At 45.4% G+C, this 14776-nt stretch carries 11 protein-coding genes; 2 read left to right on the top strand and 9 right to left on the bottom strand.

The annotated features are described in order from the left end of the window. Positions 1-2 precede the first annotated feature (2 nt). The 5 genes from FHS56_RS10640 to gmd all read right to left on the bottom strand — a co-directional run bounded on the left by FHS56_RS10640 (position 3) and on the right by gmd (position 5237). The gene (locus FHS56_RS10640; protein WP_166920634.1) at positions 3-1100 is read right to left on the bottom strand and encodes a glycosyltransferase; all 1098 of its coding nucleotides are present in this window, start codon (positions 1098-1100) and stop codon (positions 3-5) included. A 13-nt stretch (positions 1101-1113) separates the two neighbouring features. Continuing rightward, positions 1114-1944: a glycosyltransferase gene (locus FHS56_RS10635; RefSeq protein WP_166920632.1), complete on the bottom strand. Its 831-nt coding sequence runs from the start codon at positions 1942-1944 to the stop codon at positions 1114-1116. Then, positions 1925-2728 carry an O-antigen ligase family protein gene (locus tag FHS56_RS10630; RefSeq protein WP_243844213.1) on the bottom strand — a complete coding sequence of 268 codons (804 nt, stop codon included), beginning with the start codon at positions 2726-2728 and terminating at the stop codon, positions 1925-1927. Before FHS56_RS10630 ends, FHS56_RS10635 begins: the two co-directional genes overlap by 20 nt. Before the next feature lie 458 nt (positions 2729-3186). After that, complete coding sequence (gene fcl, locus FHS56_RS10625; protein WP_166920628.1) at positions 3187-4119, bottom strand: GDP-L-fucose synthase; 933 nt, start codon at positions 4117-4119, stop codon at positions 3187-3189. 5 nt (positions 4120-4124) lie between these two features. Beyond that, complete coding sequence (gmd, locus tag FHS56_RS10620; RefSeq protein WP_166920626.1) at positions 4125-5237, bottom strand: GDP-mannose 4,6-dehydratase; 1113 nt, start codon at positions 5235-5237, stop codon at positions 4125-4127. Between the two features lie 79 nt (positions 5238-5316). Between gmd and FHS56_RS10615 the strand changes: the two genes are divergently transcribed. Next, a complete protein-coding gene (locus FHS56_RS10615) occupies positions 5317-6144 on the top strand; it encodes a hypothetical protein (RefSeq protein ID WP_166920624.1) in 828 nt (275 codons plus the stop codon). A 12-nt stretch (positions 6145-6156) separates the two neighbouring features. Here FHS56_RS10615 and FHS56_RS10610 read toward each other — a convergent pair whose 3' ends face one another. Next, positions 6157-7134: a hypothetical protein gene (locus tag FHS56_RS10610; RefSeq protein ID WP_166920622.1), complete on the bottom strand. Its 978-nt coding sequence runs from the start codon at positions 7132-7134 to the stop codon at positions 6157-6159. Further along, on the bottom strand, positions 7112-7639 hold the full coding sequence (locus tag FHS56_RS10605; protein WP_166920620.1) for a heavy-metal-associated domain-containing protein: 528 nt from the start codon (positions 7637-7639) through the stop codon (positions 7112-7114). The genes FHS56_RS10610 and FHS56_RS10605 overlap by 23 nt, the downstream gene beginning before the upstream one ends. Before the next feature lie 41 nt (positions 7640-7680). Between FHS56_RS10605 and FHS56_RS10600 the strand changes: the two genes are divergently transcribed. Further along, positions 7681-8511 (top strand): hypothetical protein, encoded by an 831-nt coding sequence (locus FHS56_RS10600; RefSeq protein WP_166920618.1) that lies wholly within the window; start codon positions 7681-7683, stop codon positions 8509-8511. Positions 8512-8579: 68 nt separating this feature from the next. On the opposite strand, the gene FHS56_RS10595 is transcribed toward FHS56_RS10600, so the two are convergent. Both FHS56_RS10595 and prmA read right to left on the bottom strand, forming a co-directional pair. Then, entirely contained in the window at positions 8580-13919 is a 5340-nt protein-coding gene (locus FHS56_RS10595) for a hypothetical protein (protein WP_166920616.1), read from the bottom strand. Positions 13920-13940: 21 nt separating this feature from the next. Next, entirely contained in the window at positions 13941-14774 is an 834-nt protein-coding gene (gene prmA / locus FHS56_RS10590; protein WP_166920614.1) for a 50S ribosomal protein L11 methyltransferase, read from the bottom strand. Positions 14775-14776: the final 2 nt, after the last annotated feature.

The raw sequence follows: 14776 nt of genomic DNA, 5'->3' as shown, positions 1-14776 counted from the left end.
CGCTAAAAAGTGTTTTCATAAGCTCTGTGATAAACTTCTGCCATTTTCTGGGCATTAAAGTTTTCTTCACACAAACTGCGCGAAGCCTTTCCCATATCATGCAGTACTTGACTTGGAGCGTTCAATAACACACGCAACTTTTTTACTGCCTCTTCTGCTGTATCAAACAAGAAACCGTTGACATTCTCCCTTACCAAGTCTTCGTTACCTATACACCGATGCAACACAAGCGGCTTGCTACACATCATAGCTTCTAACACAGCAAAGGGCAAGCCCTCCCACAAGGAGGTAGATAGGTAAACATCCGCTTGCTTTAAATAGCTAATAACTTCCTCTTTGGTCAGCCAGCCGGTCAGTTCTATATTGGAGGCTGTAAGCTCATCGGCAAGCTCGCCATCACCCACCCAAATAAAACGAATATGCTTTTCTGCTTCAAAGCAGCGTGCAATAGCATTGAACAAGGCGGGATTTTTCTGAATGGAAGCTCTTCCTACCGTAAGTACCACTTTTTCTTCTGGTTTGTTCTTTAATTTTTTCGCTACTGGATAGTCTTCCGGGCAAAAAGCTGTGCCATTGTTGATGAAATCTGCCCGTATGCCTTTTTTTTTCATGTAAGCTGCTTCTGAAGCTCCACAAGCAATAACCCTACCCGAATATAAAGCCGCTATGTACTCCAAAAACCAAAAGAAAAAACGTTTTAAGTTGCTCACGTCCCGGCGTGCGAATGCAAGCCCATTAGGAGTATAGATAAGCTTTTGGGTCGGCACAGTTCCCTTCAAAGCAAAACGCCCCAAAAAGCCGGCTTTAGAGGAGTGCAGATGCACTGCCTGAATCTGATGCTGCTTGCGTAGGTTGTTTACGATGGACCTGAGCGCCCAAAACGCTCTCCAATCGGCTACGAGGTTTACCTCCCGCTGCGCTGCGGTCCACTCTATAAACTCCGTATTTTCTGGAAACTGCCTTTTTATAGCTTCCACATCTTCTACTCGCTTCCCATAAATGATAACATGCTTATATTCCGGCTGATGCTTTACTATCTGAAGAATAAATTCGATAATTCCCCCTCCAAATGCTTCGGCTACATGAATGATGGCTTTCATAATATCGTGGACATTATTGAATGTTCAGCTTTTTCTTTAAAAAAAGAACCCAGGAGTAAGGTAATATAAATAGCATACAGACTCGCAGCATTCCTAACCAGAAGTAGGGGTTGCCGAGCGCACGGTTTGCCCAAAGCACTTTTATGCGAGACCTTAGCTGTCTCTTGCGTTTGGTCATAGAAATACCTTTGTTATTCAATTCATAAAATGTAAGGCTTTGGGGAATAACAGCAGTTTTAAATGCATGAACAAATTTAAAAAAGTAAGCATAGTCCTCTGCTGCCGGGTAATCATATGGGTAACCACCAATAGAACGCACCGCAGAAGCCCTCATCAACACAGAGGGGTGCATAAAAGCTATTTTTAAAAACATGCTCCTCTTAATCTCCTCATGGGCTATAGGAGCTTTATAGGTGTATATTTTTTTTCCCTCTGTCGTTACAATATCCACCCACGACCCCAAGAGTGCTACTTCCGGGTGCTCGTCCATATAGCGCTCTTGAATAGCAAAACGCTCTGGGTGACAAGTATCACCAGCATCTAAGCGAGCGATATAAGGACTATCAGGAAAATGCTCAAGAATATACTCCAAGCCCTGATTTAACACATGCTCAATCCCTCGATTCTTCTCGTTGAGTAGCACAATCACCTGCAAGTGTGCAAAGCAATTTTGAAGTTTGGCTTCATCGGGTCGTTGTTCTGCTTTGCTCCCATCATCCACTATAAGCACTCTCACTCTCGGTTTTGCTGCGATGCTGGCTAATGACTTGTGTAATCCATCAAGATTATTGTAGTGAGGAATGAGTACTGTGGTCTTGATGGCATTAGTTTTCTGGTTGCTCATATTTTTTACCTATGTAAAGTCCTAATATCAAATAAAAATAAGGCTCTCCACCTCTAAACTGTACAAGACCAGCTATGAGATAGAGCACAAGAGAAAGAAGAAAAAGGTTTGCTCTATCCTTGATAAAGTCTTTCAAAATATTAAACGCTAATATAAGGAATAGTAGTCCCCCAATTACTCCGAAATCACTAAAGCACTGCATGTAGATGTTATGCACATTGTCTTCGCCAAAGCTTTTTTTGGTTAACAGCTCCATGACTGGAACTGTATTTCCTGCACCTGTTCCACTCCACCATCCTGCACGCAGCGCTTGGGCGTATCCACTCCACAAATGAAAGCGTCCCTGCATCCCTTTATCTTCGGAACCACCAACAGACAGCAAGCGCTGCACAGCAACCAGCTTTTCACTAATTAGCTGCCAGTCAATAAAAGTTATCAAATAACCAAACACCGCTGCTCCAAATATTAAAAAAAATTGGCGTTCCCATCGGCGTGCATAAGGAGAAGTATAAAAGAAAAAGAAGCTTATCAGGTTCATCACAATCGCTACACGAGAAGCATAAATTAAACCAACCCCCATGCAAGCAAGCCAAACGAAGTAAAAAAGCCATTTTCTTCTACTAGAAATAAAGAAAGCAGAGAAAAAAGCAAACCACGTAGCTTCCAAATTGGGACCACCACCATAAAACATGGGAAAGTAAGGATGCCCCAGCCATGGATTACGAAAGAAGTAAATAATTTCATCAAGAAAAACCAGCATTTTCACATAAACAGCCAATATCATCAAGAGCAGTACGTAGCGTATAGTTTTTATGATAAAAGAAGTAGGCAATGAGAGGGCAAACAGAATGCCCATAAACATTGCTATAAATGCCAGCAGGTAATTTACAATGAGCGTATTGAAGCCATAAAGTGAATAGCCGATAAGCGAACTAAAAATAACCCACAATACCCATTGCCATACATATCGGGGTGTATGCTTTTGCAATGTATTTGTATTGAATGAGTAAAAAACTACAGGAGCCAATAAAAGTAAAAGCAGCTGATAGAGCTTCACTGTGATTTCATCCTCAGGTTTGTCAAAAACCCACCCCGAGACAGACAAGGTTTGTAAATTCATGAATAGAAGCAAGAAAAAAAGTAAGTAAGCTGCTGTATTTTTTTTCAGTCGGCTACTTGCATGAGCCCCTTCCGTTGAAGAGAGAGGAGAAAAATGAAACGGCATGGTACAGGTGCTTTTAATTATGCAACTTGTTCTTTCAAGTAATACTCCATTGTTTTTTTAATACCATCCTTCAAGCTTGTTTTGTGTTTCCATCCCAAAGCATGGATACGGCTTACATCCAGAAGCTTGCGGGGGGTGCCATCGGGTTTTGATGTATCCCATTCCACCAGTCCTTCATAGCTGGTCAAATCTTTAATCATCGCGGCAAGCTCTTTTATGGATACATCCTCTCCCGTGCCAATGTTGATAATTTCTTTTTCATTGTAATGCCGCATTAAAAAGAGACATGCTTCGGCAAGGTCATCTACATAAAGGAACTCACGCCGCGGGCTTCCAGTACCCCATACCGAAACCGAAGGACTGCCTTTTGCTTTTGCCTCCAGAAATTTGCGAATCAATGCCGGCATAACATGTGAAGTCTGCAAATCGAAGTTATCGCCCGGTCCATAGAGGTTAGTGGGCATGGCAGCAATGAAATTGCACCCATACTGGTCGCGGTAAGCTTGGCAAAGTTTAATGCCAGCTATCTTTGCCACGGCATAAGGTTCGTTGGTTGGCTCAAGAGCACCGGTTAAAAGATATTCTTCCTTGATGGGCTGCGGTGCAAACTTGGGATAAATGCAAGAAGAGCCTAAAAAAAGAAGTTTCTGCACTCCTGTTCTATATGCTTCATGAATTACATTAGACTGAATCATCAGGTTGTCGTAAATAAACTCAGCCCGGTAGGTATTGTTGGCTAAAATACCTCCTACTTTGGCAGCTGCCAAAAACACATATTCTGGTCTTTCTTGCTCAAAGAAACGACGCACGGCTGCCTGTTCACGCAAATCGAGTTCTTTTGAGCTTCGCAGCACAAGATTGGTGTAGCCTTCTGCTTGTAAACGGCGCACTATGGCACTGCCCACCATGCCAAGATGCCCTGCTACATATATTTTGGCTTGTTTATCCATATGCTTTATTCGTGGTAGTTTTGAATCTTGTGCCCCCCCTCTTTAAGATATCTGTCGCGCTCAAAAAGCTGGAGGTCTTCCCGCACCATTTCTTTGACCAGCGCATCCAAATCATAAGCAGGCTGCCACCCAAGACGCTCACGAGCTTTGGAAGCATCGCCTATCAGCACATCAACCTCTGTGGGGCGAAAGTAGCGAGGGTCTACCTTGATAACGACTTTTCCCTCAGGCAGCTTAAAGTCACCATGACAAGCCGCTACTATAGCTTGTTCTTCTACGCCCTCCCCTTCAAAGTGTAGTTCTATGCCCAATTCTTCAAAAGCCTTACGGGCAAACTCACGCACGGTCGTGGTTACTCCGGTAGCTATCACAAAGTCTTCCGGCTTTTCTTGCTGAAGCATCAGCCACATGGCTTCCACATAATCTTTGGCATGCCCCCAATCGCGGCGTGCATTCAGATTACCCAGATAAAGCGTATCTTGCAGCCCTAAGGCTATGCGAGCAGCAGCCCGGGTTATTTTACGTGTTACGAAGGTCTCACCTCGCAAAGGGCTCTCATGGTTGAACAAGATGCCATTGCAGGCATACATGCCATAAGCCTCTCGATAATTGACCGTAATCCAATAGGCGTAAAGCTTGGCTACTCCATAAGGCGACCTTGGATAAAAAGGCGTCGTTTCTTTCTGGGGTATCTCTTGCACTTTTCCGTAAAGCTCAGAAGTAGATGCCTGATAAATGCGGGTTTTCTGAGTAAGCCCCAGCAAGCGAACTGCCTCCAGCACACGCAAAGTGCCCAAAGCATCTACATTGGCGGTATATTCAGGCATTTCAAAACTCACTTGCACATGCGACATCGCCCCTAAATTATAAATCTCGTCGGGCTGCACTTCTTGGATAATGCGCGTCACATTCAAAGAGTCCGTCAAGTCGCCATAATGTAGAAAGAAGTGAATCTCTTTCTCGTGAGGGTCTTGGTAAATATCATCTATGCGGTCGGTATTAAATAAGGAGGCACGTCGCTTGATACCATGTACTTCATAGCCTTTCGACAATAAAAAACGAGCCAGATAGGCGCCGTCTTGCCCCGTAACACCGGTGATTAATGCGCGCTTGGTCATAAAATCTCACTTATCAGTCTTCATGCAAAATTAAAAACATTACTTTAATTTTGTGGCTTACAGAAACCAAAGCAAACCCATGTCACAGATTCCCCAAAAAGACTTTGATCTGATAGACGTAGCTGCCGGGGCGTATCGCCTGGCAAAGGGCTACTATCGCCCTTTGATTTTACTCCCTGTTGCTGGTGCATTACTAGCACTGCTCCTCTCGCTTGTTCTCATCAAGCCGGTTTACCAAAACAGCTTTATCATCTTTGTGCGTGTGCTTTCCTCAGCTGAGACACTACAACTCATTAAAGACTTGGAAACCCTAAAAGAAGCCAACGATTCCAAGAAGTTGGCTCAAGTACTTGAAATTAGTGAAGAACAAGCCCGCAGTCTGAAGAGCATCACGGCACGCCGCATGGAAGACAAAAACAATCAAATAGACTCAACGTCAACGGTGATTGTAGAGTTTGAAACATCTAACCCAGAAGACTATGAAACCATCCAAAATGCTCTTGTAAAGTATATTTCGGAGATTCCTTATGTAAAAAAAGAGAATGCTCTTTTTCTGCAACGACAAGAGGAGCTATACGAAGCAATCCAAGACCAAATCCGCCGCCTCGACAGCATACACACCACTTTGGTAAGTACTATCAACAACACAAGTGAAAACAGGCAAGTACTTACTAATGGTATCTACACAGAGATTGTATCTTTAAAAAAAGAGCAACTCGCTGTTAAAAAAGAGCTCCAATATCCTGAAGCCATACGCATCATAGAGCCGGTGCGCCCTGTAAGTAAACCAGCAAAGGCTTCGCCCCAGCAAAATACTCTTATTGGATTTTTTGCAGGTTTGTTTTTAGCTGTGTTTTACATTTTCTTTGCTGAAATGAAAAAACGGGCAGAACAAACTGCCGTTTAGAACATCTAAATTCTAAGGAAAAAAGTAGTGTTGTAGTTGAATTTGCACTACGGGATAGTTGTGAATATAGGAGCGCCGGTACAAGGGTGCTCCTATAGTTATTTCTATGCGAGTATTGGAATTCACAATTTTTTGTATGCCGGCATAAACCTCCCAGTAATACTGCCCGATGTGCAGCTCACTACTTGCAGGAATACGCTCTCCATCCTGAATGATACGCGCAGCAGGATATTGTTTGCCCATCAACTCCACATATAAATTGGTGTTGTTCTGATGATAATCTCTATATACCCTTGGGGCAAGTAAGTATCCCAACGACAGATTGTATTTCCAAGCCACACCGTACTCCATACGGGTAGGCAAGCCGCCGCTTGTACCTTCATAGGGATGGGGCACAATTACCCCCGTAGTGTAAGACAAAGCCCATCGATGATACAGCTTGGTAATTACCAAACCAGCTCCCCACCCTCCAGTGTCGTCATATAAATTGGCTTCTGCTTCTTCATGAGGATTGTTGGCTGTAGAGTATTCCGCATAAATAGCTGCCCGGAAGTGGTCGTTGCGCTCGTCATGCTTCAAAAAAAGATACTTGGTATAGAAGTGTGTGCCCGCATAACGATAAGGATAAGGTACAACCTGCTGTGGGTTCGACGAATAAAAAACCGTTTGCGTACCTATGTGGTAATGGTTGACTAAGTCGGGTGGCAGCTCAAGGCTGTGGTGGTTAGAGAAAGCAGGCTGCACCCACAACATCCAACGCCCCGAGATGCCATATGCCAAACGCAGCGCATGCATCAGACGGAAGCGGTCTGTGCTGTTCGGTTGCTCGTTCGGATAATGCATATGAATCAAGCGCACACCCAATGCCCCCTTAGGTATATTGCTTGCCGGCTCATTGAGTATATACAGCTCTTGCGCTTGTGCAACAAATGGCAGCAGACAAACAAGCACTATCCTGTACAAATATTTACTTAACAGCAGTTTCATCATAAGGCGCTTTGCTTACATACCAGACATTGCTCAAGCAGTCTGCACAAGCTTGCGCCGGCAGCAGATGACGGCGTGCCCACTGCTTATACGCCCGTTTTGACAGAATCGTCCTTCCTGCCACATATACCTTCTGACAAGCCGCTGTGTTTTCTTCTTCTTGAAGCCACACCAAACAGCCTCCTCCTTGTTTCATACAAGAGGTAATAGACAGCGGCGATGCAAAAAAGAGCGCGACTGAGCGCACCGAAAAGCCGGCTTGTTCGACTGCGTGCTTCAATAAAGGCAACTGAAGCCTCTCATTGGTTTCCACGTAAGCTGTGGTTGCTTGCAAATCAACCCGTACAGCCTCAACGCCCGGCTGCTTGCGCAAGGCAATCTCCACACTGCGCATACACTGCGAGCAGGTAAGCCCGTCAATCCCCAGCTCCACCCTTTTAATTTGTTGAGCATACCCGCCTATATGCAGCAGTCCCAAGAGCAGTAAGCAAATTTGATTTTTTAGCATAGAATCCTTTGCTTTGCTTTGAATAAGAAACTCTCACTCCTATGATGCGGCAACGCTTTTACCTCCTTTTCTGTTTTATGCTAATTTATGCATCTTTTGCATATACACAAGGCAATGAATCATTGGCTTTTGAGCAGGCGAAACTTCAAATGCTATGTGAAGCCATTCGCTTCAACTACAAGTATCAAGGGCAAGCAAGTTATGTAAAGACGCTGGATTGCCGTAGCCTCCAAGCGCTAGGGAACAGCCTCCCTTCTCGTTTTAAGAGTTCAACCCGTTTGTATAACACCTACGCCCGGCGCTCTTATGAGCAGCTGACTGACCTTGAAAGTCGCCTTGAAAAGCTACAAAAAGACCTGATTGCCGAACTGGAAGGCATCGGGCAGATAGCACATGGCAACGATAGTAAAAAGCTCCAAATATGGAATGACGCCCTCCGCCAATTGAACCGTGAGTTTGACATCATACGCTCCAATGCCATACGGCAACAATTGGCGACAGAGAAGCAAGCTCCCTTCGTACATCCCAAAGAAAATGATGTGAATGAGCCCAGCGAAATATCAGCACCTGAACAAGAAGCAGTAAACATTGCACCTATATCCTCTCAAAAGACAGCTGCAAATGGATACCACGGTTTATGGATTATCTCCATTCTTTCGGCATTTGTTGCTTTAGCAGCTGCCGGCACCGCCTATGTGATTCATGTACGCAGTAAATCAGAAATAGCCGCACTACGCGAAATGGTTTATGAGCGTTACAATTTGTTAGATCGCCGCTTCGACCTTTTCTACCAACAGCTGTTAAAGCAAAAGCAACCCATTTCTGAATCTACACAGAAAGGTGAGGAGGAAAGTCATTCTGGCGACACCTGAATACAAAAAATGAGGTACCAAAAAAAGCCGCCTTGTATAGAACAACCTAAGGCGGCTTTGCCTATTTCTTAAAACCCTTCTCGGTCTTCTTTCTCCTCTTGTGGTGTTTTTTCCTGCGGTTGGGGTTTGGAACCACCTAAATATTTCGCTTTGAAGTCCTCTACAAACAAGCGAGCGCTTCCCGGCTCAAGCAATTCAAAACCATACTCACCTTCCCGTTTGGGACGTTTTCCTCTGGCAAACTGATTGTTGAACTCATCCACAGAAGAGACTGCCCGCAAGATATGATTTTGCATAGTGAAGTAGAACCATATCTCGTCGTTGACTTGCAGGTAAAGATGCCATACTTCACCGGCTTCGGTCTTTTGTATTTCCATATAACCGGTATAAGCTGCATTGATATCTTGGGTGTAAGTATTCGACACCCCTATAGGACCCACACTGTAGAAAGCCCGTTCTTTGGGCGACCAGCGCAAATCGACCCGTGACAGCACCAAAGCCGCTGAGGACAGTAGTTTGTCCACCGTGAGCAAGGGGATAGTCATTTGCTCCTCGCTTGCCTTCAGCTGTGCATCGACATAGGTTTTCGTTGCTTTGTCGCCAACGATTTCAGCCAGCTTCCATTTCAGCTCCACGGGATCGGGTTCTGCAACCCGTACATTTTCCGGCTTGTTGAGTACCATCAAACTACCCATGGCAGAGAAAGCCGAACGCGGCGCAGGAACATCTAATAAGAAGAAAGCATTGAACTTATAGCTGTTGCCTTTCAAATCTACTTCCGCTGTTGCCGCTTGCTTCACATAAGGTGTAAAGCTTTCACCCAATAGGCGTATTTTTCCGTCCAAGAGAATCTTGGCAGTCTCGTCATCAAAAACCAGACGGTTGCCTTTCAATTGCTCACCGGCTACTTTCTTAGGTGGTGCTATTTTGAATTCGTTCAAAGCAGCTGTATACACTAGTTCACCGGAAGCAAGGAAAAGCTCTTCATCGGTGAATTTGCGCTTGTTTTCCAGGAAGGTCACATACAACACCCCATCCACGGGGTCGTAAAACAAGCCAGAAGTGAGCACATCAGCCCCCACACTCAGCTTTTCGGGCAGCTGAACGACCACTTCGCCCGAGTCGCTTTTAAAGGGAATCCATGCGTCAAGGTCCTTGCGGCTTTGCAAATCCAACTTGATAAAGCCATCAAATTGCAAGCCCCGTTTGGGAGCAATCATGGTCACGCTACCTTTAAATTGGATGTGCGGCGCCATGAAGAAGCGCTCTATTTCCTTTACTTCGCCGGTAGAGCGCGTATATACCACCTCTTGCCATTTAGAACGTCGCTTGGTGGTGTCGCCTATGATATTGCGCACCAGCTCAAAATCGTTGAAGTGCAGCACAAAAGTATCACCGGCTATGTTTACATAGCGGTAATCTGCGCGCCCTTCAAAGGAAAGGCGATGCTGTATTTTAATTTTACCGTTAATGAGATGGTGGTACTGCCGCAGAGTATCCACTATTACTTGAGCATTCTGCAGTTCTTGTATATCAGCCCCCCTCAAAATGGTAATTTCTCCTTTGTCGGGAATCACCTTGGCATCTGCTGTGATGATATAAGGCACACCGGTCAAATCCAAACGCGGTTCTTCTATATTGCGTATGTTGTAAGTTCCACCACTTGCCTTAAAGTGCAGGTCTTTTTTTGCCTCAGCTATGTCTATGCTTGCGTACTTGGTAGAATAAAAGACAGAGTTGCTGTCGCCTTGCATTCGTATCTCCTGCTGATTAAGGTCCCAGACTACCTCGGCTATCGAAGTACGGAATTGAGCATAAGGGAAAGTAATGAACGGGAATTCTGGATTGAACTGCAGGATTTCGGGCACAGGTGTTATTTTACAAACGCCCCCTCTCAGGTCGAAATCTACATTTACTCCATTGCCTTGCAAAATGGCGGGGTGGGTGTAAAAGAAGATGTCGTCAATGACAAAGGGGTCTGTTTGATACGAGCTTATCCGGAATTCCGACTCTTTTGCCCACAGATGTTTGGATTCAATACGCATCTTTCGTGAGAAAACCCAAAAATCTTTACGTGCCAAAATACCATCAGCCCAGAAGGCATTGGGCGTGATGGCAATATAACCATCTTTGAAAGCGGCGGGGTTGGTTTCTTCAAATATAGTCACCGGTGCATTGGGGCGTGTAAACAATAGCATGCTGTCTACTGCTACCGTATCTTCTATACCCGTGATGTTGGTTATCCAACGCAGCTTAAGCTTGTCGCCATAAGCACGTGGGTAGTCCGTTCCTTTAAACACTTCCCGGCGCGTATCAAAAGTAGCCTCATGGGCGACAAGCGAGTCAGAAGTAATAATAAAGCGGGACGAGCGTACAGTAGTTGTCAAATGCTTGATTTCGTTATTGCCCAAAGCTACCAGCTTGGTTTTGTACATCACCAGCGAGTCAGTCTTTAGTGTGCCTTCTGTATGGTACAGCTTGTATTCCTTTTTGGGATAATGCACAAACCCCAAAGAGTACTTAGAATCCCAACCGTCGTAGTCGGGGTCAAATATAGGTTGCAACTCTTCTTCTAATGGTTTAAAGAAATTGGAATAGAAGGTACCTTTAAACTGAGGTAGTTTGGATGTCAAGCTGTCGAGAAAAATAGCTGGTATTTTAAAATACACCTTTTGGCGATGATAGCCCCCCCTTTGACGATACAGCTGGTCAAAATAGATAGTCCCCCCTTCTTGGATGCTCAACTTGGGGTAACCTTCATAGGTCTCATCCGGCACGCCGGGTATGGGTCCAAATTTCAAACCCGATTTGTTGTTGGCGTAGTTGATTTGCAACTCACCAGCCCCCCAACGGATTTCCTCACCCAGCCATATTTTGACCTTAGGGTTTTCCGCATCGGGCACCGAGAAGAGCATCGTATCTATTTCTCCCATCGTCAGGCGAAACTCTTCATAAGGCAGCACAAAATTTTTACCAATAAAACGGAAGTTGCCGACGGTCACTTCCCCTTCCTCGAGCATAATCACCCGGTTACCAAAGATTTTAATCTCTTTGTATTTTGGGATTACCGCCACATTCAGTTTTTTACTCAGGTCAAAGCGTTCGATACCACGGATGGTAAGCCCGCCCCCTTCGGCATCGATGGTAGCATTGGGCATAGGCGGACCGGGGAAACGCTTGCTCAGCACATAAAAGCCCTCGACTTCGTCTAAATAGAAATTTGCTTCGTTGTAATCATAGCGGCGCAATTCGTAGAAAAGCTTGTACACATAGTCCCGCTTGAAATTCGGTATGTTCATGGTATCTTCCATCACAATAGCCGTATCGGGAATGCCCGCCAAGGAATCGGGGCGGCTTTGTAAGCGCCATTTGGTGAAATACACATTGAGCCCCTCAAGTTTTGCCAAATACATTTTTTCTTTGGGAAACTTGAAGCGTATGGTATCATAAACTATCGAATCACGACGCGCATCACGCGGCGACAGCGAGGTAATGAGCATATCATCAAAGTCGTGATACACATATTTCCGTGTGCCTTCCGGTAACTCTTGAGCGTATTCTTCTAGTGAACGCACAGGCTTACCAGCGGTGGTATCCTTATGCACCAAGTGATGGATGCGCTTCATCACCTGTTTGTATTGCTCCGAAGCATAGTTGTGAGTGGTACGGTTCAGGATCTTTATTATCCCTGTCACTTCATTATAGACCACAAAGCCCAGACGCTCCATCTGACGCACCATACCCAAAACGGTCTTGTAGTCTTTACGAGTAATATCCAGCAAAGCGTCCAGATAGATTTCACCTTCACCCAATTCGTTGTAATGACCGTAGCGATCTAGGGCAGCTTGCAAGACACGCACCGGGTGGAAAGGTTGTACCCCTTGCAAGCCCACAAAGCGCTCTTCATCGAAATAGCTGTACGACTCAAAAGTCGCGGGGATGCGGTCTTTGGCACCCACCACATAAAAGTCCATTTTATTGGCATCTATGTTGTAAGTGGCAAGGTCGGCAGAGATATACATTTTGTGGTAGTTGTCTATAAAAGGCATGTCAACGTTGGCTTTCTCTCTGATAAATTTAATGACATGCTGCTCGCCATCTTTGCCTTTTTCAATGCTGTAGTTCATTGCCACATTCAAATGAAAAAGCGAATCGCCGGCAGTCATGTAAAAAGTAAACGAAGCCGACAGTGCCGATAAATTGTTCTTTATCAGAAGAAACTCACGTGCATGCACTTCCATGTATTTCCTGCCCTCATGCACTACCTGCAAACGAGCAGTGTTTTGGTTCCTTGCAAAGCCAAACAAACGTTTATTGCGCAGCCCTACTCCTCCTTCGTAAATAAGGTATTTACCCAAGCCTTCCAAACGAATGTTTTCATCGTAGGAAGTAAACAACGGATAGCGGGCATCTTCTTCCTTATTGCGCCGCTGGCTGACAAACTCAAAGCGCCCTTTCAGAGGCATCGGCAGCATTTCGTCATAATAAAGCGTGGTGTTTTCGGCACGAAAACGCACCTCTTTTACAGGGTGTACCCAATAGCTCAATTCTAAGCGCACCGGTAGGCGCTGCGCCGCACGCACCGAGTCTGCCAGTGTTCTTGCCGAGAGGTTGTTCCAGTCAAAAGTTCCTCCGTTGGCTATCAAGGCATCTTTTTCAAAGGAAAAAACCCCTTGTACGTTTGTAAAAGCCACCGAGTCATAAGGGGTTGTATAGATGATATTTACTTTGGGAAAAACAATCAAAGCTCCTGAGGGTTCGGCGCCCTTGACTGTTGTTTCTTCGGCTGCTGTCTTATCGGATTGCCCGTTGTCTTCATTCCATAAGAAGTCATCTTTCGGCAGCTTAGATTCAACCGGCGGGGTTAGTTTGCCTATCCAAGGGTAGGCTGCGGGTGCTTCTTTATCGACCCACACAAAGTCATAGGCAGGCGCAAAGGCATAAAGTCGGTTGAAGTTGGAAGCGTAGAGCAGCGAGTCTGCCACCAACCTGTGCACTCGCTCCAAGTAAAGACTCATCTTTTGGGAGTTGTATTCTTGGAATGCCCGCCTGGTGGTTTGCAGCAGATTTTTCAGACGGCTGCTTGCCCATGGTTGCTCCTTGGCAATCACAAGCACCTTTAACCACTGTTTCCATTCCACAGCCGGGCGCAGGCGCTTTTCCAAGATAAGTTGCGACACAGCAATAATTTCTGCCTGTTCATCGGCAGAGTAGGCACCTGCCCTCCACTGCTCTGCCAAACGACGGGCAACGGCTACTGCCTCGCTATTGCCGCTTGCAAGCATGTGTTTCTCTACCTGGGCAATAAATTCCTCGCTCTGCGTAGAAAGCCGCTGTGCCCATCCCCCCGTGCCAAACATCAAAAATAAAATGCAGCAACAAGCTACCTTCCAAAAAAGACGACTCATGCTATATGGTTTTTAAAAATTTCAGGCTTCTTGTTTTTTGGTAAAATGGACACTTACCCACCCATCCTTCTGCTTTAACGCCACAAACTCCAAGCCATTTGCTTCGGCTGCCGACCGAATCAACGGTACATCTTGTACCAAAAAGCCACTCAACAACAAATCCCCTTCTGTAACCAGATGACGGGCATAATCAGGCATTTCATCCAACAGCACATTGCGATTGATGTTTGCCAAAATAAGGTCATAAGGTGAAGCATCCAGTTGAACGCTCCTGATGGTGCCTTTTTGTACGAAAATTTTCTTGCAACGGTTAAGATACACATTTTCAATGGCATTGTCCACTGCCCAGTCGTCAATATCATAAGCATCTACATGCCGAGCCCCTCTTTTCTCTGCCATAATAGAAAGGATGGCGGTGCCACAACCTGCATCCAACACTTTTTTGCCTTGTTGCGACAGCTCCATCTGCCAAGCAAGCATCAGCCCTGTGGTGGGATGATGCCCTGTGCCAAACGCCATTTTGGGGGTAATCACAATTTCATAGGCTGCCTGTGGCGCTGACTCGTGAAAGCTGGCACGGATAAAACAAGCTCCTTCTATCCATACAGGCTCATAGCTGCGTTCCCATACTTCATTCCAATTGACATCGGGCAGTTTGGCAATGGTATATTCTATTCCTTCGAACTGCTGGAGTACCTCCTGCAAGCGCTCGGGCGACCAGCTACTCACAGGGATATAGGCTTTCAGTTGCTGCTCTTCTTCTACAAAGCCCTCATAATCAATAAAAGAAAGCGCTGCCACTAAGCGGTCATAGCACTCAACAGGCGCTTTCAAGTTTACTTCTATGTACTCCATAT

The organism is Thermonema lapsum (assembly GCF_011761635.1).
In the GTDB taxonomy this organism is placed as follows: Bacteria; Bacteroidota; Bacteroidia; order Cytophagales; family Thermonemataceae; genus Thermonema; species Thermonema lapsum.
The sequence above is the reverse complement of the archived record's forward strand: the minus strand, read 5'-3'. Positions and strand labels throughout refer to the sequence as shown.

Excerpts from the sequence above, each read along its gene's own strand:
- FHS56_RS10640 (WP_166920634.1), bottom strand. The coding sequence starts at position 1,100 with ATGAAAGCCATCATTCATGTAGCCGAAGCATTTGGAGGGGGAATTATC.
- FHS56_RS10635 (WP_166920632.1), bottom strand. The coding sequence starts at position 1,944 with ATGAGCAACCAGAAAACTAATGCCATCAAGACCACAGTACTCATTCCT.
- FHS56_RS10630 (WP_243844213.1), bottom strand. The coding sequence starts at position 2,728 with ATGATATTGGCTGTTTATGTGAAAATGCTGGTTTTTCTTGATGAAATT.
- fcl (WP_166920628.1), bottom strand. The coding sequence starts at position 4,119 with ATGGATAAACAAGCCAAAATATATGTAGCAGGGCATCTTGGCATGGTG.
- gmd (WP_166920626.1), bottom strand. The coding sequence starts at position 5,237 with ATGACCAAGCGCGCATTAATCACCGGTGTTACGGGGCAAGACGGCGCC.
- FHS56_RS10615 (WP_166920624.1), top strand. The coding sequence starts at position 5,317 with ATGTCACAGATTCCCCAAAAAGACTTTGATCTGATAGACGTAGCTGCC.
- FHS56_RS10610 (WP_166920622.1), bottom strand. The coding sequence starts at position 7,134 with ATGATGAAACTGCTGTTAAGTAAATATTTGTACAGGATAGTGCTTGTT.
- FHS56_RS10605 (WP_166920620.1), bottom strand. The coding sequence starts at position 7,639 with ATGCTAAAAAATCAAATTTGCTTACTGCTCTTGGGACTGCTGCATATA.
- FHS56_RS10600 (WP_166920618.1), top strand. The coding sequence starts at position 7,681 with ATGATGCGGCAACGCTTTTACCTCCTTTTCTGTTTTATGCTAATTTAT.
- FHS56_RS10595 (WP_166920616.1), bottom strand. The coding sequence starts at position 13,919 with ATGAGTCGTCTTTTTTGGAAGGTAGCTTGTTGCTGCATTTTATTTTTG.
- prmA (WP_166920614.1), bottom strand. The coding sequence starts at position 14,774 with ATGGAGTACATAGAAGTAAACTTGAAAGCGCCTGTTGAGTGCTATGAC.